The organism is Rhizobium sp. BK275, assembly GCF_014193555.1.
GTDB lineage: Bacteria > Pseudomonadota > Alphaproteobacteria > Rhizobiales > Rhizobiaceae > Rhizobium.
The window spans coordinates 333,051-354,548 of record NZ_JACHZL010000001.1; the positions used below are offsets into that span (position 1 = coordinate 333,051).

The 21,498-nt window shown below is 60.7% G+C and carries 19 protein-coding genes; 10 read left to right on the forward strand and 9 right to left on the reverse strand.

All coding sequences use genetic code 11. The features are described from left to right. The first annotated feature begins 18 nt into the window (after nucleotides 1-18). From kdpB to FHT82_RS01520, 5 genes are all read left to right on the forward strand, one after another. Entirely contained in the window at nucleotides 19-2,079 is a 2,061-nt protein-coding gene (kdpB, locus tag FHT82_RS01500) for a potassium-transporting ATPase subunit KdpB (RefSeq protein WP_183725644.1), read from the forward strand. Nucleotides 2,080-2,091: 12 nt separating this feature from the next. After that, nucleotides 2,092-2,661 carry a potassium-transporting ATPase subunit KdpC gene (kdpC, locus tag FHT82_RS01505; protein ID WP_183725646.1) on the forward strand — a complete coding sequence of 190 codons (570 nt, stop codon included), beginning with the start codon at nucleotides 2,092-2,094 and terminating at the stop codon, nucleotides 2,659-2,661. 64 nt (nucleotides 2,662-2,725) lie between these two features. Then, nucleotides 2,726-5,437 (forward strand): sensor histidine kinase KdpD, encoded by a 2,712-nt coding sequence (locus FHT82_RS01510; RefSeq protein WP_183725648.1) that lies wholly within the window; start codon nucleotides 2,726-2,728, stop codon nucleotides 5,435-5,437. Beyond that, on the forward strand, nucleotides 5,434-6,126 hold the full coding sequence (locus FHT82_RS01515) for a response regulator transcription factor (RefSeq protein WP_183725649.1): 693 nt from the start codon (nucleotides 5,434-5,436) through the stop codon (nucleotides 6,124-6,126). The genes FHT82_RS01510 and FHT82_RS01515 overlap by 4 nt, the downstream gene beginning before the upstream one ends. Before the next feature lie 28 nt (nucleotides 6,127-6,154). Beyond that, nucleotides 6,155-6,610, forward strand: a complete 456-nt coding sequence (locus tag FHT82_RS01520) for a PTS sugar transporter subunit IIA (protein WP_183725651.1) — start codon at nucleotides 6,155-6,157, stop codon at nucleotides 6,608-6,610. Nucleotides 6,611-6,700: 90 nt separating this feature from the next. Here the strand turns inward: FHT82_RS01520 and FHT82_RS01525 are convergent, their stop codons facing one another. Beyond that, nucleotides 6,701-7,732 (reverse strand): porin, encoded by a 1,032-nt coding sequence (locus FHT82_RS01525; RefSeq protein ID WP_183725653.1) that lies wholly within the window; start codon nucleotides 7,730-7,732, stop codon nucleotides 6,701-6,703. Nucleotides 7,733-8,087: 355 nt separating this feature from the next. On the opposite strand from FHT82_RS01525, the gene FHT82_RS01530 reads away from it, so the two are divergent. From FHT82_RS01530 to FHT82_RS01550, 5 genes are all read left to right on the forward strand, one after another. Next, nucleotides 8,088-9,113, forward strand: coding sequence for a sulfate ABC transporter substrate-binding protein (locus FHT82_RS01530; protein WP_183725655.1), 1,026 nt, complete (start codon nucleotides 8,088-8,090; stop codon nucleotides 9,111-9,113). Nucleotides 9,114-9,121: 8 nt separating this feature from the next. Further along, nucleotides 9,122-9,979: a sulfate ABC transporter permease subunit CysT gene (gene cysT / locus FHT82_RS01535; protein ID WP_183725657.1), complete on the forward strand. Its 858-nt coding sequence runs from the start codon at nucleotides 9,122-9,124 to the stop codon at nucleotides 9,977-9,979. Further along, nucleotides 9,969-10,847, forward strand: coding sequence for a sulfate ABC transporter permease subunit CysW (gene cysW / locus FHT82_RS01540; protein ID WP_183725659.1), 879 nt, complete (start codon nucleotides 9,969-9,971; stop codon nucleotides 10,845-10,847). The genes cysT and cysW overlap by 11 nt, the downstream gene beginning before the upstream one ends. Nucleotides 10,848-10,857: 10 nt before the next feature. Further along, nucleotides 10,858-11,898, forward strand: coding sequence for a sulfate/molybdate ABC transporter ATP-binding protein (locus FHT82_RS01545; protein WP_183725661.1), 1,041 nt, complete (start codon nucleotides 10,858-10,860; stop codon nucleotides 11,896-11,898). Between the two features lie 158 nt (nucleotides 11,899-12,056). Further along, entirely contained in the window at nucleotides 12,057-12,866 is an 810-nt protein-coding gene (locus FHT82_RS01550) for a cell wall hydrolase (protein ID WP_183725663.1), read from the forward strand. 79 nt (nucleotides 12,867-12,945) lie between these two features. On the opposite strand, the gene pepT is transcribed toward FHT82_RS01550, so the two are convergent. From pepT to FHT82_RS01590, 8 genes are all read right to left on the reverse strand, one after another. Beyond that, nucleotides 12,946-14,178, reverse strand: coding sequence for a peptidase T (gene pepT, locus FHT82_RS01555; protein ID WP_183725665.1), 1,233 nt, complete (start codon nucleotides 14,176-14,178; stop codon nucleotides 12,946-12,948). A 106-nt stretch (nucleotides 14,179-14,284) separates the two neighbouring features. Further along, nucleotides 14,285-15,037 (reverse strand): metallophosphoesterase, encoded by a 753-nt coding sequence (locus FHT82_RS01560; protein WP_183725667.1) that lies wholly within the window; start codon nucleotides 15,035-15,037, stop codon nucleotides 14,285-14,287. Nucleotides 15,038-15,105: 68 nt separating this feature from the next. Beyond that, nucleotides 15,106-16,164, reverse strand: coding sequence for a sn-glycerol-3-phosphate ABC transporter ATP-binding protein UgpC (gene ugpC, locus FHT82_RS01565; protein ID WP_183725669.1), 1,059 nt, complete (start codon nucleotides 16,162-16,164; stop codon nucleotides 15,106-15,108). A 4-nt stretch (nucleotides 16,165-16,168) separates the two neighbouring features. After that, the gene (locus tag FHT82_RS01570) at nucleotides 16,169-16,999 is read right to left on the reverse strand and encodes a carbohydrate ABC transporter permease (RefSeq protein WP_183725671.1); all 831 of its coding nucleotides are present in this window, start codon (nucleotides 16,997-16,999) and stop codon (nucleotides 16,169-16,171) included. 3 nt (nucleotides 17,000-17,002) lie between these two features. Beyond that, nucleotides 17,003-17,938: a sugar ABC transporter permease gene (locus tag FHT82_RS01575; RefSeq protein WP_183725673.1), complete on the reverse strand. Its 936-nt coding sequence runs from the start codon at nucleotides 17,936-17,938 to the stop codon at nucleotides 17,003-17,005. Nucleotides 17,939-18,032: 94 nt separating this feature from the next. Then, nucleotides 18,033-19,292 (reverse strand): sugar ABC transporter substrate-binding protein, encoded by a 1,260-nt coding sequence (locus FHT82_RS01580; RefSeq protein WP_183725675.1) that lies wholly within the window; start codon nucleotides 19,290-19,292, stop codon nucleotides 18,033-18,035. Nucleotides 19,293-19,327: 35 nt separating this feature from the next. Continuing rightward, nucleotides 19,328-20,494 carry a PLP-dependent transferase gene (locus tag FHT82_RS01585; RefSeq protein ID WP_183725677.1) on the reverse strand — a complete coding sequence of 389 codons (1,167 nt, stop codon included), beginning with the start codon at nucleotides 20,492-20,494 and terminating at the stop codon, nucleotides 19,328-19,330. After that, nucleotides 20,491-21,213 (reverse strand): FadR/GntR family transcriptional regulator, encoded by a 723-nt coding sequence (locus tag FHT82_RS01590; protein ID WP_183725679.1) that lies wholly within the window; start codon nucleotides 21,211-21,213, stop codon nucleotides 20,491-20,493. The genes FHT82_RS01585 and FHT82_RS01590 overlap by 4 nt, the downstream gene beginning before the upstream one ends. Nucleotides 21,214-21,498 lie beyond the last annotated feature (285 nt).

The window sequence follows — 21,498 nt, forward strand, 5'->3', positions numbered from 1 at the left end:
TCAAAGCTGGAGTCTCTTATGAGCCAGGCAAAATCCGCGAGCATCCTAGATTCTCGCATCCTCATTCCCGCGATCGGCGCCGCTTTCACCAAGCTGAACCCACGCACCCTTGCCAAGAACCCGGTCATGTTCGTCGTGGCCACGGTTTCGGCACTGACCACCGTTCTGTTCTTGCGCGACCTCGTCTCAGGCAACGGCAATCTCGGCTTCTCCTTCCAGATCAATCTCTGGCTCTGGTTCACGGTGCTCTTTGCCAACTTCGCCGAAGCCGTCGCCGAAGGCCGCGGCAAAGCGCAGGCCGACTCGCTGCGCAAGGCGCGTACCGAAACCCAGGCAAAGCTGCTGACCGCCAATAACGGCAGCGGCTACCGCATGGTGCCCGGCACGAGCCTGAAGGTCGGCGATCTCGTTCTTGTCGAAGCCGGCGACATCATTCCTTCCGACGGCGAAGTCGTCGAAGGTGTCGCCTCTGTCAACGAAGCGGCCATCACCGGTGAATCCGCTCCCGTCATCCGTGAATCCGGCGGCGACCGCTCGGCCGTAACCGGCGGCACACAGGTTCTTTCCGACTGGATCCGCGTGCGCATCACGGCGGCTGCCGGCTCAACCTTCCTCGATCGCATGATCTCGCTCGTTGAAGGCGCCGAACGTCAGAAGACGCCGAACGAAATCGCGCTCAACATCCTGCTTGCAGGCATGACGCTGATCTTCGTACTCGCCACGGCGACGATCCCGAGCTTTGCCTCCTATGCCGGGGGCTCGATCCCGATCATCGTGCTCGTTGCCCTCTTCGTCACGCTGATCCCGACGACGATCGGCGCCCTGCTTTCGGCGATCGGTATCGCCGGCATGGACCGCCTCGTCCGCTTCAACGTGCTCGCCATGTCCGGCCGCGCCGTGGAAGCCGCCGGTGACGTCGACACGCTGCTGCTCGACAAGACCGGCACGATCACGCTGGGCAATCGCCAGGCGACAAGCTTCCGCCCGGTGCGTGGCGTCCCCGAACAGGATCTCGCCGACGCAGCCCAGCTTGCTTCGCTCGCCGACGAAACGCCTGAGGGGCGCTCCATCGTCGTGCTCGCCAAGGAAAGATACGCGATCCGAGGCCGAGACATGGCTAGCCTGAAGGCCACCTTCGTGCCCTTCACTGCCCAGACCCGCATGAGCGGCGTCGACCTCGAAGGCTCGTCGATCCGCAAGGGTGCCGTCGATGCGGTACTCACCTACGTCAATGGGGACGCTTCCTCGAAGAACGGCGCCGAAGTCGTTCGCGAACTGCAGTCGATCTCCGACGAAATCGCCAAGGCCGGCGGCACGCCGCTCGCCGTTGCCCGCGGCGGCAGATTGCTCGGCATCATCCAGCTTAAGGATATCGTCAAGGGCGGCATCCGCGAGCGTTTCAACGAGCTGCGCCGTATGGGCATCCGTACAGTCATGATCACGGGCGACAACCCGATGACGGCAGCCGCCATTGCAGCCGAAGCCGGCGTGGACGACTTCCTCGCCCAGGCAACGCCTGAAAACAAGCTGCAGCTGATCCGCGAGGAGCAGGCGAAGGGCAAGCTGGTCGCCATGTGCGGCGACGGCACGAACGATGCCCCGGCCCTTGCACAGGCCGACGTCGGCGTTGCCATGAACACCGGCACCGTTGCGGCCCGCGAAGCCGGCAACATGGTCGACCTTGACTCCGACCCGACGAAGCTCATCGAAATCGTCGAAATCGGCAAGCAGCTCTTGATGACCCGCGGCGCGCTGACGACCTTCTCGATCGCCAACGACATCGCCAAATACTTCGCCATCATTCCGGCGATGTTCCTGACCTTCTACCCGCAGCTCGGCGTGCTCAACATCATGGGTCTCGCCACACCGCAGAGCGCCATCCTGTCGGCGATCATCTTCAACGCGCTGATCATCATCGCGCTGATCCCCTTGTCGCTGAAGGGTGTCCGTTACCGCCCGATCGGGGCCGGCGCGCTGCTGTCTCGCAATCTGCTGATCTACGGTCTCGGCGGCATCATCGTCCCCTTCATCGGCATCAAGGCGATCGACATCGTCATCACGGCCGCCGGCCTCGCCTAAGGAGTAAAGTCCATGTTAAAAGAACTGCGTCCGGCAATCGTCATGATCGTTGCCACCACGGCCATCACCGGCCTCCTCTATCCGCTCGCCATGACGGGGGTCGCCCAGGCGCTATTCCCTTCCCAGGCGAACGGCAGCCTCATTGAAAAGGACGGGCAGGTCATCGGCTCCAGGCTGATTGGCCAGGCCTTCACCAGCGACAAATATTTCCACGGCCGGCCGTCCGCCGCCGGCGATGGCTACAATGCCGCCTCTTCCTCCGGCTCCAACCTCGGCCCGACCAGCCAGAAGCTGATCGACCGTGTGAAGGGCGACTATGATGCGGCCAAGGCAGCCAACCCGAATGCCGAAGTTCCTGCCGACCTCGTCACCGCGTCGGGCAGCGGCCTCGACCCGCATATCTCGCCGGATGCCGCCTACTTCCAAGTGCCGCGCGTCGCCAAGGTGCGTGGTGTCGAAGAAGCCAAGGTCAAGGCGCTGGTCGATGCGGCCGTGGCCGACCGCGAACTCGGCCTGCTCGGCGAGCCGACCGTCAATGTTCTTGCGTTGAACCAGAGCCTTGATGCTTCTATGACTCAGTAAAGGTTGAGAGCCCCGGAGCGCTGCAGGCGGGCCGGGGCTCGCTCGTGAAGAAAGACCGAACCGCATGCCAGACGACAACCGCGACCAGGCCGGCAGGCCCTCGCCCGATGCGCTCCTTGAAAAGGCCCGGGCGGAGTCGCGGGGGCGCCTCAAGATCTTCCTCGGCGCTGCACCGGGCGTCGGCAAGACCTATGAAATGCTCGTCTCCGGCCGCGCCAAGATGGCCGACGGCTTCGATGTCGTTATCGGCGTTGTCGAGACCCACGGCCGCAAGGAAACCGAGGCGCTGCTCGCAGGTTTTGAAATCATCCCTCGCATCAAAGTCGCCTATCGCGGCCAGTCGCTCGAAGAGATGGACCTTGATGCCATCCTTGCCCGCAAGCCCGACCTTGTTCTTGTCGACGAGCTTGCCCATACCAATGCCGAGGGCAGCCGCCATCCGAAGCGCTATCTCGACGTCAAGGAGCTGCTTGACCGGGGCATCGACGTCTATTCGACGCTGAACATCCAGCATGTCGAAAGCCTGAACGACGTCGTTTCGCAGATCACTCGCATCCGGGTGCGTGAGACGGTACCGGATTCCGTGATCGACATGGCCGACGATATCGAGATCATCGACCTGACGCCCGACGACCTCATCAGGCGTCTTCACGATGGCAAGGTCTATGTGGCAAAGACCGCCGAGCGGGCGCTGACCAACTATTTCACCCCCGGCAACCTGACGGCATTGCGCGAACTTGCACTGCGAAAGACCGCCCAGCGGGTCGACGACCAGCTGCTGACCCATATGCAGGCGCATGCCATTTCCGGCCCATGGGCTGCCGGCGAGCGCGTGCTGGTGTCGATCGACGACCATCCCCGCTGCGCCTCGCTCGTCCGTTACGCCTCACGCATGGCTGCGCGCCTGCGCGCGCCCTGGGCTGCCGTCTATGTCGAGACCAACCGCTCCATCAATCTCTCGGAAACGCAGCGCGATACGATCGCCGCCACGCTCCGGCTGGCCGAACAGCTCGGCGGCGAGGCGATCACCATTCCTGGCCGTGAGGTGACCGAGGAACTGGTGCGCCACGCCACTGCCAACAATGTCACCCACATCGTCATCGGCGCACCGAGGAAGCCGACATGGCGCGAATGGTGGTGGAGCCGCTCAACGACCGACGAGCTAATCCGCCAGGCCGGCGACATCAGCGTTCATGTCATTTCCGGAAACGAGAAGGACATGGCTTCGCAGCGCGGCGTCAAGGCGGCCCCGAGCGCCCCGGCGCTGAATTTCAGGGCCTATATCGTCTCGACAGCCTATGTCGCGATCGCGCTGGCTGTCAGCGTGGTGCTCGATCAGGTGCTCGACGTGCGCAACCTGGCGCTCGTTTTCCTGATGGCGGTTCTGACGTCAGCGGTCATCCACGGGCTGAGGCCGGCACTCTATGCCTGTATCCTCAGCGCTCTCTCCTTCAACTTCTTTTTCCTGCCGCCACGCTACACGCTGACGATCAGCGACCCCGAAAGTGTGCTGGCGCTGTTCTTTTTCCTCGGCGTCGCCATTATCGCCTCAAATCTCACGGCAACGGTGCAGCGTCAGGCGGCAGCGGCTCGTCAAAGGGCGCGAACGACCGAAGACCTCTATCTCTTTTCCAAGAAGCTCGCCGGTACCGGCACACTGGATGACGTTCTCTGGGCGACCGCCTTTCAGCTTGCCTCCATGCTCAAGGTGCGCGTCGTTTTGCTCCTTCCGGAAGAAGGCTCCATCGCGGTCAAGGCCGGCTATCCGCCTGACGATACGCTCGACGATGCCGATATTGCCGCCGCCCGCTGGGCCTGGGAGCATAATCACGCCGCCGGACGCGGCGCCGATACGCTGCCGGGCGCCAAGCGTCTCTATGTGCCGCTGCGCACCGGCCGCACGGCCGTCGGCGTCATCGGACTGGACAGCGACCGTCGCGACGGCCCGCTGCTGACGCCCGAGCAGCAACGTCTTCTGGACGCCCTGGCGGATCAGGCAGCACTCGCCATCGAGCGCGTCCAGCTCGTCGCCGATGTCGATCGCGCCAAACTTGCGGCGGAGGCAGATCGCTTGCGTTCGGCCCTGCTGACCTCGATTTCGCATGATCTGAAGACGCCGCTTGCGGCGATCCTCGGCGCGTCCGGCACGCTGCGCGACTATTTCGATTCCATGACCGCGGAGGACCGCACCGACCTTCTCTCGACCGTCGTCGATGAATCCGAGCGCCTCAACCGCTTCATCGCCAACCTGCTTGACATGACGAAGATCGAATCCGGTGCCATGGAGCCGAACTATGCGCTGCACTATGCCGGCGACATCGCCGGCAGCGCGCTGCGCCGCGCTGCCAAGATTCTCGACCGTCACAGAACGGAAATGACGATCCCCGCAGACCTGCCCATGGTCCGCGTCGATCCCGTGCTCTTCGAGCAGGTCCTCTTCAACCTGCTGGACAATGCCGCAAAATACGCGCCCGAGGGTTCGGTCATCCGCATCGAGGGTTGGGCGGATGCCGATCATGTCGTCGTACAGGTCTCCGACGAAGGCCCGGGCATTCCCCCTGCAGACCTCACCCGTGTCTTCGACACCTTCTACCGCGTGCGCAAGGGCGATCAGGTCCGCGCCGGCACTGGCCTCGGCCTTTCCATATGCCGGGGCTTCATCGAGGCGATGGGCGGAACGATCACCGCCGGCAACCGGACCGACCGGTCCGGGGCCGTCTTCACCATCCGCCTTCCGAAACCGAATAACATTCCCAAACTGGATGAACTCAAATGACCGGTTCAGCCGTCAAGATTCTCGTCGTCGACGACGAGCCCCCGATCCGCAAGCTTTTACGCGTCGGCCTTACCGCACAGGGCTACGAAGTCCATGAAGCGCCGAATGCCGGTGCTGCCCGCCAGTCCGTCAAGGACGACCAACCCGATCTCATCGTGCTCGATCTCGGTCTTCCCGATATTCCGGGCCATGACCTTTTGCAGGAATGGCGCGAGGATGGGCTCACCATGCCCGTCGTCATCCTGTCGAGCCGCACCGACGAAGCCGGCATCGTCAAGGCGCTGGAAATCGGTGCCGACGACTATGTGACCAAGCCCTTCGGTATTAACGAGCTCGGCGCACGAATCCGCGTGGCAATCCGCCATCGGCTGCAACAGCAGGGAGAAAAGGCGGTTTTCCAGACAGGTGGCCTGTCGATCGATCTCGTCAAGCGCATCGTCAAGATTGACGGCAGTGAGATCAAGCTGTCGCCGAAGGAATACGACATCCTGCGCGTGCTCGCCCAGCATGCCGGCAAGGTTCTGACACATCAGTTTCTTCTGAAGCAGGTATGGGGTCCGGCGGCGGACGTGCAGTATCTGCGCGTCTATGTGCGCCAGCTGCGGCAAAAGGTCGAGCAGATTCCCGACCAGCCACACTATATCACCACCGAGACCGGCGTCGGCTATCGGCTCCGCGAGCCTGACTGATACAAGTCGAAACAGCATCGAGACTGAAATGAACCTCTCCAACATCATCCGGCCGGAGCACACCTTCATCGGCCTGTCGGTGACGACCAAATGGCGCGCGTTGCAGGCGATCTCCGAAAAGGCCGGCAAGGCTTTCGAAATTGACGGCCAGACCGTGCTGAAAGCGCTCGAATCCCGCGAGAAGCTCGGCTCTACCGGCATCGGCAACGGCATTGCCGTTCCGCATGCGGCTATCGACGGCATGACGAGCCCGCGGGGTCTCTTGATCCGTTTCGCCCAGCCGCTGGATTTCGATGCGATCGACGATATCCCGACGGACATCGCCTTCGTACTGCTCTTCGGGGAAAACAATCGTGGGGAATATCTGAACGTGCTTGCCGCCATCGCCCGCAGGCTTCAGTCGGAAGGTGTCCTTGCGGCCATGCGCAAAGCCAGAAACGTCGATGAATTCTATTCGGATTTCATCGCGGATTCGCGCGAGTGAGGAAAAATTCACTTCGCGCTTTCGACCTTCTCCCCGCCGTAGCGGGGGGAAAGCAAATCGAAACAAAGAGGCCGCTTCGGCCCCTTTTTATTAGAAGTCGCGCTGAAGACGCAGGAAACCGGAGGTTTCGTCGTCGCCGTCTTCTTCGTCGTAATACTGAACGCTGAGCTTGCTGCGCAGATTTTCAGCGATCTGGTAGTCGACGGTGACGCCGGTGGTATAAGCACTGCCGCCGGTGAAGTCACCATTAGCATCGAGATCGATCTTGTCAAAGTACTGGAAGGCCGGGATAACGGCCCACTTGTCGGTGAGCTTCATCTTGTATTCGGCAGCAACCGTCCACTCGGACTGTTCATAGTAGTAGTTAGCACCGCTGGCCCAGATGCCAGCGAGGCCGAGGGTGCCGGGGCCGATGTCGGCGTACAAGATTGCGCGGATAGCGCCTTCTTCGTTGTCGCTGTCGTAACCACCGAGCAGGTAACCGCTGAATGCGCCGCTCTTGAAGGAAACCTGGGCTGCAACGCCGAAGTTGTTTGGACCTTCGCCCGGCTTCTCGTCGTAGGCTTCTTCAAGTTCGTCGATCGAGATACCGGCTGCGAAGCGGTCGGTCTCATACTGATAGCGGATCGAGTTGTGGTTCGTCTCGTTGCTCGAGAGCGTGTCCGTCTCGCCGCTCAGATCGTCATCCCACCAGCTGTACTGCTTACCAACGCGGAAGCCGGCGATGTCGATGTAACCTTCGTCGAGCGTCGTCGTCTGGTTGGTAGCGTTGTCAGCGTTGGTACGCAGCGTGATAACGCCGGTCAGCGTGCCGTACTCGGTGTCGTTCTTGGTCTGGAAGGTGACCTGACCACGGGTAACGGCATCCCAGTCGGAATCGTTCGGGTTGGTTGCGGAGGCGCCGGGATTCTCGCCGGCGTTAAGTTGGAAACGGATGTAGCCTTCGATTTTCAGGCAGGTTTCGGTGCCAGGGATGTAGAAGTAGCCAGTCCCGTAGGCGTCGCAAACGCGAACATATTCTACGGGCTCCGGCTCGGCGGCGACGATAGCGTCGGCTGCATGTGCTCCGGAAACCGCTGCAAGGGCGGCAACAGAGCCAAGGAGGATAGTTTTAATAGACATCAGAAAGACCTTTTACGGTTTGAAGAAGGCAAGCAGTGCTTCAAGGGCACCCCTGCCGCCGGTCGCCGAATCCCAACGACCGGAAGTCCATGTAGGCACTCGAAAACGTCGGCGCTGCAAAAGAAGGCTGAAAATCGACACGCCAATGTCACTTTGGCGGTCAAACTGTGGCAGAAAAAACACGGCGCGGCGCGGCGCCACAATTGGCCGCGGCCGACTGTCAGCACATCCCGTTCGCAATCACCCGCTGAAAATGGGATGGCTTTCTAAGGTTGGTCCCCGGAACCGGAACAATCTTCGTTTCATTATACGACTTAGTTGATAGAGTTTAGCGCATAATCACGGAGGGTTCCCCATGCAGACTTCAAGGCTCACCCGGCTCATCGCGGCCGCGGTCATGGCAGGCAGCTTTGCGATTGGCAGCGTCGCGCCCGCATTCGCCGACCAGACGCTTCTCAACGTATCCTATGATCCGACGCGCGAATTGTATAAGGATTTCAACGCCGCCTTCGCTGCAAAGTGGAAGACCGACACTGGCGAAGCCGTAACGATCCAGGCCTCTCACGGTGGTTCCGGCGCCCAGGCGCGATCGGTCATCGACGGTCTCGATGCCGATGTCGTGACGCTGGCCCTCGAAGGCGACATCAACGCCATTGCCAAGGCGACAGGCAAGATTCCAGCCGACTGGAAGACCAGGCTCCCTAACAATTCAACCCCCTACACGTCGACGATCGTCTTCCTCGTGCGCAAGGGCAACCCCAAGGGCATCAAGGATTGGAACGACCTGATCAAGGACGACGTGCAGGTCATCACGCCGAACCCGAAGACTTCAGGCGGCGCCCGCTGGAACTTCCTTGCCGCCTGGGCATGGGCCAAGCAGGCGAACGGCGGCGACGAAGCCAAGGCACAAGATTACGTCACCAAGCTCCTGCAGCACGTTCCGGTTCTCGACAGCGGCGCACGTGGCGCGACGACCACTTTCGTCCAGCGCGGGCTCGGCGACGTACTGCTCGCCTGGGAAAACGAAGCCTATCTCTCGCTCGAAGAGCTCGGTCCCGACCAGTTCGAGATCGTGACCCCATCCTTCTCGATCCGCGCCGATCCGCCGGTCGCAATCGTCGACGGTAACGTCGACAAGAAAGGCACCCGCAAGGTCGCAGAAGCCTATCTGAGTTACCTTTATTCGGATGAGGGCCAGAAGATCGCGGCGAAGCACTATTACCGCCCGATCAAGCCGGAAGCAGCCGATCCGGCCGATATTGCCCGCTTCCCGAAGCTGACGCTCGCGACGATCGATGACTTCGGCGGCTGGAAGGATGCACAGCCGAAATTCTTCGGCGACAGCGGCGTATTTGACCAGATCTACAAGCCGGCCCAATAATAGATCTTATGAGCGCACATAACCCCACACGGTGGCGGTTCAAGCGGCCGAGCGTCATTCCGGGTTTCGGACTGGCGCTCGGCCTTACCTTGATCTGGCTTACCCTTATCGTCCTCATTCCCCTGTCCGGCCTTGCCTGGCGGTCGAGCGCACTCGGCTGGGAGAAGTTCTTCGGCATTGCATTCGACCAGCGGACATTGAGCGCGCTGCGCATCAGCTTCGGCTGTGCGTTCATCGCTGCCTGTCTCAATGTCGTCTTCGGCGTCATCCTTGCCTGGGTTCTGGTGCGTTACCGGTTTCCCGGCAAACGCATTATCGACGCCATGGTGGACCTGCCCTTCGCCCTGCCGACGGCCGTCGCCGGCATAGCACTGACCACTCTCTACGCTCCGAACGGCTGGGTCGGGCAATTCTTGACGCCGCTCGGCATCAAGATCGCCTTCACGCCTGCCGGTATCGTCGTTGCCCTCATCTTCGTCGGCCTGCCCTTCATCGTGCGAACGGTCCAGCCGGTCATGGAAGAGATCGACAAGGAAGTAGAGGAAGCCGCCGCCACGCTTGGCGCCAACCGCTTCCAGACCATCGCGCGCGTACTGCTGCCGGGCCTTGCCCCGGCGGTACTGACGGGCTTTGCGCTCGCCTTTGCCCGCGCCGTCGGCGAATATGGTTCGGTCATTTTCATCGCCGGCAACCTGCCGTTCAAATCGGAAATCGCCCCGCTGCTGATCGTCATCAAGCTCGAAGAGTACAATTATGCGGCTGCGACGGGCATTGCGGCGATCATGCTGATCATCTCCTTCGCGATGTTGCTCGTCATCAATCTCATCCAGAGCTGGAGCAGACGGAGGTACGGTTATGGCGTCTGATACCATCCAATCGACCGAGCCGCACAAGCTCCATTCGGCGGTCACCGAAAGCAAGGTCGCCCGCGTCACGCTGGTCGCCATCTCGCTCGTCTTCCTGCTTTTGATCCTGCTTCTGCCGCTGGCGGCGGTTTTCGTCGAGGCCTTCCGCAAGGGTGCCGGCTCATTTTTCACATCGCTTCAGGATGCCGAAACCTTCTCGGCGATCCGCCTGACGCTGATCGTCGCCGGCATCAGCGTGCCGTTGAACCTGACCTTCGGCGTCGCCGCCGCCTGGGCCGTCGCCAAGTTCGAATTCAAGGGCAAGGCGTTCCTGACGACGCTGATCGACCTGCCCTTCTCGGTTTCGCCGGTCATTTCGGGCCTCGTCTTCGTGCTGCTCTTCGGGGCCAACACCTGGCTCGGCCAGTGGCTGAGCGCCAACGACATCAAGATCCTGTTTGCAGCGCCAGGACTGATCCTCGCCACCATGTTCGTCACCTTCCCCTTTGTCGCGCGCGAGCTCATTCCGCTCATGCAGGAACAGGGAACGCAGGACGAGGAGGCCGCCCTTTCGCTCGGTGCCAGCGGCTGGCAAGCCTTCTGGCACGTCACGCTGCCGAACATCAAATGGGGCCTGCTCTACGGCGTGCTGCTCTGCAATGCCCGCGCCATGGGTGAATTCGGTGCCGTGTCGGTCGTGTCGGGCCATATTCGCGGCCAGACCAACACGATGCCGTTACAGGTGGAAATCCTCTACAACGAATATAATTTCACCGGGGCCTTTGCGGTCGCTTCGCTTCTGGCCTTGCTTGCCCTTGTCACGCTTGTTTTGAAGACGCTGCTGGAAATGCGCTATAGCGCCGAAATCGCCGCCAGCCGGCGGCACTGAAGGAAATAGAATGGAAGTACGCGTCCAGAACCTACGCAAGGAATTCGATCGCTTTCCGGCACTGCACGATGTCTCGCTCGACATCCGCTCCGGCGAACTGATTGCATTGCTCGGTCCCTCCGGCTCCGGCAAGACCACGTTGCTGCGCCTCATCGCCGGCCTCGAAAGCCCGACCGAAGGCCAGATCTTCTTCGGTGACGAAGACGCGTCGAGGAAGACGGTCCAGCAGCGCAATATCGGCTTCGTGTTCCAGCATTATGCGCTGTTCCGCCATATGACGGTGCTCGACAACGTCTCCTTCGGCCTGAAAGTGCGTAATTCATCCCGCCGTCCGCCGAAGGCGGAGATTCGCAAACGGGCGCTGGAACTGCTCGATCTCGTGCAGCTCTCGGGTCTTGAAAAGCGTTATCCGGCACAACTTTCCGGCGGCCAGCGGCAGCGCGTGGCGCTCGCCCGCGCCATGGCGGTCGAGCCGAACGTTCTGCTGCTCGACGAGCCCTTCGGTGCGCTTGATGCACAGGTTCGCAAGGATCTGCGCAAGTGGCTGCGTGAAATCCATGATCGTACCGGCCATACCACCGTCTTCGTTACCCATGATCAGGACGAAGCGATGGAGCTTGCCGATCGCGTCGTCGTCATGAGCCAGGGTGCGATCGAGCAGGTCGGCACGCCGGACCAGGTCTATGACAGTCCCAATTCGCCCTTCGTCTTCGGCTTCGTCGGCCAGTCGAACTGCCTGCAGGTGGAGGTCGCCGGCGGCGATATTCACTTCGAAGGCCGTTCGCTGGGCCTCAACGCCGAGGATGAGGCCGATGGCGCCGCCCAGCTCTATTTCCGTCCTCATGATGTCAGGCTCTGCGAATCGGCGGAGAACTGCATTGCCGGCCAGCCGGTTGCCAGCCGCCGTGTCGCGGGCACCCGCCATATCGAGCTCGATATCGGCAAGGACCGCCCGCATATCGAAATCGAGCTTCCGCCGAGCGAAGCCGACCGGCTGGACCGCACGCGTGTCGCCTTCAAGCCGACACGCTGGAAGCTCTTCCGAGGCTGATATCATCGCAGCACCGGTTCCCGCCAGAATCGTATTCCGGCGGGAACCCATTGGATTTTTTGTTATCTCCGGTTGTTTGTATTTTTGTCACATGCCGGGTAAAACGTTTTCGCTGAATCGAAAAGGGCTGGACTAATTCCAATAGGAGGCACCTGGCGTTGAGGGCGGAGATTTCCTTTGGAAAATCCCTGGTCGGGATTTTATTCGTAGGACTGGCAGCCGCGAGCTGCACGACGACACCGAAACCGGCGACAGCGCCGGTCAAAGCCAAACCGAAACAGTTTCAACCGGCAAAGGTCACTTTCAATTACACCACCAAGGATCGCGACTGCCTGAAACGGGCGATGTATTTCGAATCCGAGCATTCGGATGAGGCCGGCTATATGGCCGTCGGCAGCGTCGTCATGAACCGCCTGACCTCCGGCGCCTATGCCGACTCCATCTGCGGCGTCGTGGCCCAGAAAAGGCAGTTTGCGCCAGGCGTTATGACTCGCGAGGTCAAATCGCAGGCAGAGCCCGAGCTTGCGACCGCGGCTGATGCGATCCTGAGCGGCGAGCGCCATCCCGCAGTGAAGGACGCAATGTTCTTCCACACCGCGGGGTTGAAGTTCCCCTACAATAACATGCATTATGTGACGGTTGCAGGCGGCAACGCCTTTTACGAGAAGCGTGATGAAGACGGCGCGCTCGAGACCCCGCCGCCCCTGCCTTCTTACGAAGTCGCAATGAACTATGTACCCGGCGAAAGCATGCTGCCGCCACAGTTCGAGGTGCTGATCCCGTCAGCCGTTCCGGTGCCGATTCCAGCTCCCGATCCCATGGCGACGGCGAGCACACAACCGATACCGGTCATTGAGCCAGTGACGTCGATCGAGCCGGAGCCCGGAATGCCGATTGCGATTCCGACACCTCGCCCCGCCTATGACAATGTGATGCTGCGCGGAAGCATTCCGGCAAACGGCAGCTGATCCCGGAAGAATGAAAAGCGCCACAGCATCGGCCCGGAAATCGGAATCGATTTTCGGGCCGACACTTAGATTCACGGCGCTAGGCGCGCTCTTCCCAGATCTTCGCAAGCTCCACGATCGTCCCGACAGCCTTTTCCATATCCTGGCGGCTGATCCATTCGAGCGGCGAGTGGAAGGCATGGCCTCCGGCAAAGATATTCGGGCATGGCAGGCCCATGAAGGAGAGACGTGAACCATCCGTGCCCCCGCGGATGCTGCCACGCACCGGTGTCATCCCCACCTTGCGCACCGCCTCGACGGCGTTCTCGACGATCTCAGGGTGACGGTCGAGCACCACCTTCATATTGCGGTACTGCTCCTTCACCTCAAAGCGATAGGTCGAGCCTGGATAGGACTTCATCACATCCTTGACGATCGCTTCGAGCATGGTCTCCTTTTCGGTAAGGCCTTCGTCGGTGAAATCGCGAATGATGAGGCTGATCGCTGCCTTTTCCATCGAGCCGGCGACACCCGTCGGATGAATGAAGCCTTGCTTTCCCTCGGTTGTCTCCGGCGCGATATCCTTCGGCAGCCGGTCGATGATGGCGCCGGCGATCTTGATGGAATTTTCCATCCGGTTCTTGGCAAAACCCGGATGGATGGCGACGCCGGCAATGACGATATCGACGCTGTCGGCCGAGAAGGTCTCGTCCTCGATATGGCCGGCGGTCTCGCCATCCATCGTATAGGCGTAATCGGCGCCGAGCTTCTTCAGATCGACCTTGTTGACGCCTCGGCCGACTTCCTCATCAGGCGTAAAAAGGATCTTGATCGTCCCGTGCCTGATCTCCGGATTGTCGACGAGGATCTTTGCCGCGGCAATGATTTCCGCCAGCCCCGCCTTGTCGTCGGCGCCGAGCAGGGTCGTACCATCCGTGGTGATGATGTCGTTGCCGATCTGGTTCTTCAGCTGCGGATGCTCGGAGACACGGATCACCCGGCTCGGATCGCCGGGAAGCTGGATATCCCCGCCGGCATAGTTCTTCACCATCTGCGGCTTGACGTTCTTGCCGGTGAAGTCAGGTGCAGTGTCCATATGCGAGCAGAAACAGATGACCGGCACCTTCTTATCGGTATTTGCCGGAATGGTCGCATAGACATAGCCGTGCTCATCGAGATGCGCATCCGAAAGGCCGATCTCCAGGAGCTCCGCAACCAGAACCCGGCCGAGATCCTTCTGTTTCTCGGTGGTCGGCTGCGTGGATGAGGCGGGATCGGATTGGGTGTCGATGACGACATAGCGGAGAAAACGGTCGAGAACGGTACCTGTCATAATATCCCTTCCAGCATGATCATCATCTGATGATATAGCGTCCGAAAGCTCTGTGATGAAAGCTCTTTCCGCCGGCAGCGGGCCGGCATTCACCGCTCAATCCAACTCATCCACCCTCGGCGAGCGACCGCATCGACACAATATGCGACAACAGCCGGTCGTTCCCGACCTCGTGCACCAGAAAGGAGGAGGCGTCGAGAACGGGAAGATCGCCCCGATCTCCCAGCAGCAGCGGATTGGGCGGACAAAGCGAACCGCATGTCTGAAGGACGATCGATCCCGTTCTGCTGAGAACGGGCCGGTGAACATGGCCGCAGAGAATGCCAAGTGGTGGACGTTCCACCGCTTTCAAAAGCTCAAGAAGTGCGTCACCATTCCTGCATCCGACCTGATCCAGCACCTCTATGCCGATCTCGAACGGTGGCTGATGCATGAAGACGAGGACGGGTGTCGCCGCATCGGCAAGTGTGCTTCCTAGCCACGGCAGATGCGGCAGGATGTCACCATAGCTTTGTCCGGCTATCGTTACATCGACACCAACAAGGGTCACATCAGTGAGAGCTGCATGGAAGTGCATCGGGATGAATGTGCCGGCCCAGCTGCCGATCCCGGCAAGTTCGCCCCGCATCACGGATTGATCATCGCCATTGCCCGGCAACAGACAGACAGGAAAATCCAGCGACCGCAGGCTTTGCGCAATGCGGCGATAGCCCTCCCGCCATCCGTCATCCACCAGATCTCCGGTCAGGACGAGCGCATCGGGCCGGAATGCCTTCAGCCAATCGATCGCCCTTTCGAATACGAGCAGCGATGGACTGTCCGGTCCGGCATGGATATCGGATATCTGTGCAACAAGCATATCGTGCCCCTCGATTCCCAATGAAGGCAGTATGCCGAAAGCGACCGTTGCATTCTATCGCCTTCCGTTCAATCGACGCGGTTGCCCTCGCCGTTGAACACATGCAGGTGCTTGGCCGGAAAGGCGACGTTGACCTTTGGTCCCGCGCTCAGCGTCTCGCGATCGAGCGTGAAGATCTTGAACGGCAGGCCATGCAGCGAAAGATGCAGGATGATGCCGAAGCCCGTCGGCTCGACGAGCTCGACATCGGCGGCAATTCCGGCTCCGTCATTCGTCATGACGACATGTTCCGGTCGGATGCCGAGCGTCACCTTCTCGCCGTTCGACAAAGGCAGCGATCTGTTGAGAGGCACGTTCGTGCCGTCCTTCAGCTTCACCCCACCGGCATCGTAATTTGCATCCAGGAAATTCATACCGGGAGAGCCGATGAAACCGGCGACGAAGAGATTGGCGGGCCGGTCGTAGAGCTCCAGAGGGCTGCCGACCTGTTGCACGACCCCGCCATGCATGGCGACGATCCGGTCCGCCAGCGTCATCGCCTCGATCTGGTCGTGGGTCACGTAGATCGAGGTTGCCTTGAGGTCGCCATGCAGTTTCTTGATTTCGGCACGCATCTGCTCACGCAGGCGCGCATCGAGGTTCGAGAGCGGCTCGTCGAACAAGAAGGCTTTCGGCTGGCGCACGATGGCACGGCCCATGGCGACGCGCTGACGCTGGCCGCCTGACAGTGCCTTCGGTCGGCGCTCCAGCAGCGGGTCGAGGCCGAGTTTGGAGGCGGCACTCGCCACCGCACCGGCGATCTTCTCCTTCGCCGTCTTCCTGAGCTTCAGACTGTAGCTCATATTGCCGGCGACGTTCATGTGCGGATAAAGCGCATAGGACTGGAACACCATGGCGATGTCGCGGTCCTTCGGATGCAGCTCGTTGACACGGTTGCCGGCGATGCGGATCTCGCCAGCTGTGACCTCCTCAAGGCCTGCGATCATGCGCAGCAAAGTGGACTTGCCGCAGCCGGACGGGCCGACCAGCACGACGAATTCGCCGTCCTTGATCTCCAGGTCGACGCCGTGCAGCACCGAGAAATGACCATAGGATTTCTGGATATTCTTGATATCGATCGATGCCATGTAACTAACCCTTGACCGCGCCGGCCGTCAGGCCCTGGACGAGATACCGCTGGATGAGCAGGAAGAAGAGACCGGCAGGAATGAGCGCCATGATGCCCGCTGCCATCATCTGCCCGAAATCCACGGAAAATTTGGAGACGAAAGTAAGAAGGCCGACCGGGAAGGTCGCGGCATCATTGCCGTTGATCAGCATCAGCGCGAAGAGCAGCTCGCTCCAGGCCGCCGTGAAGACGAAGCCGAGGGTCGCCGCTATGCCTGGCAGCGTCAGCGGCAGGATGATCTGCCGGAAGGCCGTGAACTGGGTGGCGCCATCGATCATCGCCGCCTCTTCCAGATCCTTCGGAATGCCGTCGAAGAAGGACTGCATGAGGAAGGTCGCGAAAGGCACGTTGAAGGCGGTGTAAACGATGACGAGGCCCGTCAGGCTGTTCGTCAGGTGCAGCGGCGACAGGATCTTGAAGATCGGCGCCACCAGCATGACGAGCGGAAACATCTGGGTCAGCAGCATCAGCGCGATGATCCAATATTTCGCCCGGAAGCTGAAGCGCGACAGCGCATAGCCGGAGAGCGAGGCGCAGATCGTCACCGCCACCGCCGTCGCAGCCGACACGATCAGGCTGTTCTTGAAGAAGGTCGGGAAGGCGCTGTGCTCCAGCACGAAGCTGTAGTGCTCCCATGTGGTCCGCGACGGCCACATACGCACGCCCTCCGTATAAAGCAGGTCGTTCGGCGTGACCGAAACCTTCAAGAGCCAGAAGAGCGGGAAAAGCGCGAAAACGACATAGACGAGGATCGCCAGACGGTGCGCGATGATGGGAAGAACGGCTCGTCTCATGGCTCAATCCTTGGCAAGCAGGCTCTGCCGCAGCAGGATGATCAGCATGGAGTAGGCCAGAAGCAGGACCAGCAGCACCAGCGCGATCGCCGAGGCATAGCCGAAATCGAGGCGCCTGAAGGCCTGGGTGAAGATGTAGCTCGCAACGATCTGGGTACGATCCGCCGGCCCGCCACCGGTCATGACGACGATCAGGTCGGCGAAGTTCGAAATCCAGACGGTACGCAGCATCACGGTGATGGCGATCGTCGGCGCCAGGAACGGCAGGGTGATCGACCAGAAGCGCTGGAACCAGCCCGCACCGTCGATGGAGGCCGCCTCATAGAGATCGCGCGGAATTGCCTGCAGGGCGGCGAGCAGCGTGATGGCGAAGAACGGAATGCCCCACCAGACATTGGCGATGATCGGTCCCCACATCGCATATTGCGGATCTGAGAGGATATTGCCTGGCTCGCTCATCAGCCCGAGCGCAAAGAGCCAATGTGGGATCGGCCCGATGACCGGATTGAAGAGCCAGGCCCAATTCAACCCGGCAAGAAAGGACGGCACGGCCCAGGGCAGGAAGACCAGTGCCTGGATAACACCCCTGCCCCAGAAGGGCTTATCCAGCAGAAGGGCGAGGACAAGACCGAAGAAGAACTGCAGGATGACCGAGGCGCCGGTCCACCAGAGCGTGTTACGCAGCGCGCCATAGAAGGCTTTATCGCGCGAAAGTTCCCGGAAATGCTCTAACCCCACGAAGCCGCCGGAAAAGGGATTGAGAAGCTGGATATCACGGAAGGCATAAGAAACGCCGACCACCAGCGGCACCAGCATGACCGCGATGATCAGGATCAGCGACGGCGCGCTGTAGAGATAAGGCTCCGAGGCATCGGCCAGACGGCGCAGCCATGGCCGGCGGTCATGGCGTAACTCGAGCGTATGGGCGGTGATGGTCATTAACCCGATGCTTTCCCTCGCGACGCTTCAGGGCGCCGTCTGTCGTTGAATGAGCGGCGGCGGAAGAATTCCGCCGCCGTTTCAGTAGCCTGCCTTACTTCTTGGCGAGGAACTTCTGCTGAGCCTTGGTGAGGTAGTCGGCCCACTGGTCGGCAAGGTCCTTGGCGGAGATGTCACCGAGCAGCGCCTGCTGCGAGGTCTTGATCGCCATGGAATCCTTGAAGAAGGCGAATTCCTCGAGATAGGTCGGCATGACCGTCGGGACGGTGTCCTTGTCGGCCAGTTCCTCGAACCAGCCCTTGAACTGGTCACCAGCGTAGAAGGGATCTTTCTCGGCTGCCGTATAGGCCGGCAGAGCGCCGATCTTCTTGTTCCACTCGATATTGCCTTCCGGGCCTTCGAGCGTGGCGATCAGCTTCCAGGAGAGATCCTTGTTCTGGCTCGTCGTGAACATCGACCACCCGCCGTAACCGATGGTCGGATAGGACTTGCCGGCCGGCCCCTTCGGCAGCGGCATGACACCGAAATCGTCCTTTTTCATGCGTTCGGCAATGGCGATCAGCGCATCCGGGTCCTGGTCGAGGAAGGCGCAGGTGCCGGAATAGAAGCCGGCAACGACTTCATTGAAGCCCCAGTTGACGCTGTCCTTCGGCGCATAGCCCTTCTTGTAGAGATCGACCATCCACTCGATGCCCTTTGCCCAGCCTTCGCTGTTCATGGTCGAGGTGCCGTCTTCCTTGAAGTATGTGTTGTCGCCGGCCATGGAGGCGGCGAAGATCATCCAGCCGTTCAGACCGCCCGGGCCGCCGCGCATGCAGTAGCCATATTTGCCCGAGAGCTTGGAGACGGCTTCCGACGCCTTGGTGAAGTCCTCCATCGTCTTCGGCGGCTCCTTGACGCCGGCTTCCGCGAGCAGCTTCTTGTTGTAGAACATGGCACGTAGATAGAAGCCGTAGGGCAGCATATAGGCCGTGTTGTTGACGTCGCGGCCGAGTTCAAGCGCGCGCGGCGTCAGTTCCTTGGTATGTTCCCACTTTGCGAGATAGGGCTCAAGGCTTTCGAGCATGCCGTTATTGGCATAAAGCGATAGCCATGTATCAGGCATTTCCATCACGTCGGGCACGTCGCCGGCCGAGACCATGGTCGCAAACTTCTGGAAGGCTTCGTTCCATGGCAGCGAGATGATATCGACCTTGGTGCCGGGATTGGCGGCTTCGAACTTGCCGACGATCGATTTCAGCGTCTCGGTACGCTCCGGACTGGTGATGACCTCCACCAGCTTCAGCGTCGTATCCGCAAAAGCCGTGCCTGCCATCATCGTGGCGAAGAGCGTTGAAATTATAAGCTTTTTCATTTTAGTTCCCCTCCTGGTTGTTTGTGAGGTTTCGGTTATGAGGCGACGGCTATCGCCTTTTCGATATCCCTCCACAGGGCCTCGGTTCCTTCGAGGCCGATATGAAGGCGCACAGATCGCGGGCTGATACCGAAGGTTTGTGCGGAATTCGGCTGTGCCTTTTGCTGCAGCACCACCTCGCCCGGTACGATCAGGCTTTCATGTCCACCCCAGCTTACGCCCAGTTTGAAAAGCCTGAGGTGATCTGCGAAGGCTCTGATGTCGATGCCTTCGCGGAATATAAAGGAGAAGAGACCCGACGTGCCGCTGAGGCCGTTGGGCAAGCGGTTGGCAAGGCCCGGATGACAGACCTGCTCGACGACATCGAGCGCCTGCAGGCGCTGCGCGATCGTCACCGCCGCCGTCTCATGCGCCCGCATGCGGATCGGCAGGGTGCGCAGACCGCGGATCAACAGCCACGCATCGAAGGGAGAGAGCTTGCCGCCGAGGTAAGGATAGGATTCGGCCTTGATGCGGGCGATCATCTCCTTCGAGCCGGCGACGACACCGGCAACCACATCGCTGTGGCCGCCGAGATATTTGGAGGCCGAATGGATAACGAGGTCGACGCCAAGCGTCACCGGCCGCTGGAAGAACGGGCTCGCCCAGCTGTTGTCGATCATGGTGACGACGCCGTGTTTCTTTGCCAGTGCGGTCAGCCCGCCGACATCATGGGCTTCCATGACCCAACTCGTCGGGCTTTCCATGTAGAAAACCTTGGCGCCGGGCAGCGCCTTGGCGACGGCCTCTTCGTCGCGGCCGTCGACATAGGTCACTTCGACCTTCATGCGCTTCAGGATCGTGCCGAACAGGCGGAAGGCATCAGGATAGACATGCTTGACGGCGACGATACGGTCACCCGGCTCCACGAAGCTCAGCACGGCAGACGAGATCGCCGCCATGCCGCTTGCAAAACCCAGCGCATCCTCCGCACCTTCGAGCTTTGCCAGCATCTCCTCGAACATGCGCACGGTCGGATTGAGGCCGCGCGTATAGATCGGCCGTACCTTCTCGCCGCGATAGGAGGCGATCATGTCGTCATAATCTGAAAAAGTAAAAAGCGAGGTCTGGAAGATCGGCGGAACGACCGCTTCGGCGAAGTTGCCTTCGTCATGGGCAGTGATCAGCGAAGCAAGGTCGAACGGTTCGAGGCCGTCAGTCATCGGGACATTTCCTTGATGTCTTCCTCGACCACGTCGAGGATTTTCAGTGTCTCGCGCCGCGCCGCCTCGGTGTCTTGGGCGACGATGGCGTTGAAAAGGGTGCGGTGAAAGGGAAAGGAGCGACGGGCAAAATCCTGCCGGTCGAAAGGGTGCGTCCAGAAGCGTTCGAAGGTCTCGCGCATCTGCTCGAGAAGCTGGCGAAACAGCGGATTGTGCGTGGCATCGTAAACGGCGAGGTGAAAGGCCAAGTCCTCCGGCCCGGACGTCCCCTTGGCGATATGCACCCGCTCCATCTCGTCGAGCTTCTCCTCGATGACCATGAGGTCCTTCGCCGTGCGCCGCCGTGCAGCGACCATGCCGGCCTCGCATTCGATGCCACGGCGAACTTCCAGCGTCTGCAGCAACACGTCACGCAGATGCGCGGTATCGAGCGACAGCGACATGTGGACCGTGTCCCGGGAAACCGGTTTCAGCAGATAAGTTCCACTGCCTTTGCGCGTTTCAATCACGCCAAGCGCCTGGAAATGCCGGATCGCTTCGCGAATGGTGGAACGCCCGACGGCAAGGGCAGCCATCAATTCGCGCTCCGCCGGCAGCCGGTCACCCGCCTGAAGCCGGGCATCCTCGACGTAATGCGCCAGCGCATCCGTCACTTGACGGGCGCGGTCAATCGCCGGAAGCGGCCGGATCACCGGCCTGTCGCTACCATTTGCCTTCATGGTTCCCCAAGCTCTTTTCTAAGGCAGCCGACCTTTAAAATTGGTCTGACATCTTAGCATTTCTGAAAGCTGAAGCAGCGTCAAGGCGGTATTTTTGGGAACCCTGGGAATTGCCCGGAAGCGGGTTTCATGGCCCAAAAGGAACTCGCTCACCACAACGCTGTTTGGGTTCGAAAGCGGCTCGGCAGTGCTCACCTGCAATCTCGGCCACAGGCCGCCGGCGCAAACGCCGCGTAGCGGTACACGCGGCATTTGTGCATTTTAGGTCCGAGCAAGTTGCGTTAC

Bases quoted from the DNA above. Each gene is read 5' to 3' on its own strand.
- FHT82_RS01520 (WP_183725651.1), top strand. From the start codon at position 6,155: ATGAACCTCTCCAACATCATCCGGCCGGAGCACACCTTCATCGGCCTG.
- FHT82_RS01515 (WP_183725649.1), top strand. From the start codon at position 5,434: ATGACCGGTTCAGCCGTCAAGATTCTCGTCGTCGACGACGAGCCCCCG.
- kdpC (WP_183725646.1), top strand. From the start codon at position 2,092: ATGTTAAAAGAACTGCGTCCGGCAATCGTCATGATCGTTGCCACCACG.
- FHT82_RS01580 (WP_183725675.1), bottom strand. From the start codon at position 19,292: ATGAAAAAGCTTATAATTTCAACGCTCTTCGCCACGATGATGGCAGGC.
- FHT82_RS01530 (WP_183725655.1), top strand. From the start codon at position 8,088: ATGCAGACTTCAAGGCTCACCCGGCTCATCGCGGCCGCGGTCATGGCA.
- FHT82_RS01585 (WP_183725677.1), bottom strand. From the start codon at position 20,494: ATGACTGACGGCCTCGAACCGTTCGACCTTGCTTCGCTGATCACTGCC.
- kdpB (WP_183725644.1), top strand. From the start codon at position 19: ATGAGCCAGGCAAAATCCGCGAGCATCCTAGATTCTCGCATCCTCATT.
- FHT82_RS01570 (WP_183725671.1), bottom strand. From the start codon at position 16,999: ATGAGACGAGCCGTTCTTCCCATCATCGCGCACCGTCTGGCGATCCTC.
- FHT82_RS01575 (WP_183725673.1), bottom strand. From the start codon at position 17,938: ATGACCATCACCGCCCATACGCTCGAGTTACGCCATGACCGCCGGCCA.
- FHT82_RS01560 (WP_183725667.1), bottom strand. From the start codon at position 15,037: ATGCTTGTTGCACAGATATCCGATATCCATGCCGGACCGGACAGTCCA.
- FHT82_RS01590 (WP_183725679.1), bottom strand. From the start codon at position 21,213: ATGAAGGCAAATGGTAGCGACAGGCCGGTGATCCGGCCGCTTCCGGCG.
- cysT (WP_183725657.1), top strand. From the start codon at position 9,122: ATGAGCGCACATAACCCCACACGGTGGCGGTTCAAGCGGCCGAGCGTC.
- pepT (WP_183725665.1), bottom strand. From the start codon at position 14,178: ATGACAGGTACCGTTCTCGACCGTTTTCTCCGCTATGTCGTCATCGAC.
- ugpC (WP_183725669.1), bottom strand. From the start codon at position 16,164: ATGGCATCGATCGATATCAAGAATATCCAGAAATCCTATGGTCATTTC.
- FHT82_RS01545 (WP_183725661.1), top strand. From the start codon at position 10,858: ATGGAAGTACGCGTCCAGAACCTACGCAAGGAATTCGATCGCTTTCCG.
- FHT82_RS01510 (WP_183725648.1), top strand. From the start codon at position 2,726: ATGCCAGACGACAACCGCGACCAGGCCGGCAGGCCCTCGCCCGATGCG.
- cysW (WP_183725659.1), top strand. From the start codon at position 9,969: ATGGCGTCTGATACCATCCAATCGACCGAGCCGCACAAGCTCCATTCG.
- FHT82_RS01525 (WP_183725653.1), bottom strand. From the start codon at position 7,732: ATGTCTATTAAAACTATCCTCCTTGGCTCTGTTGCCGCCCTTGCAGCG.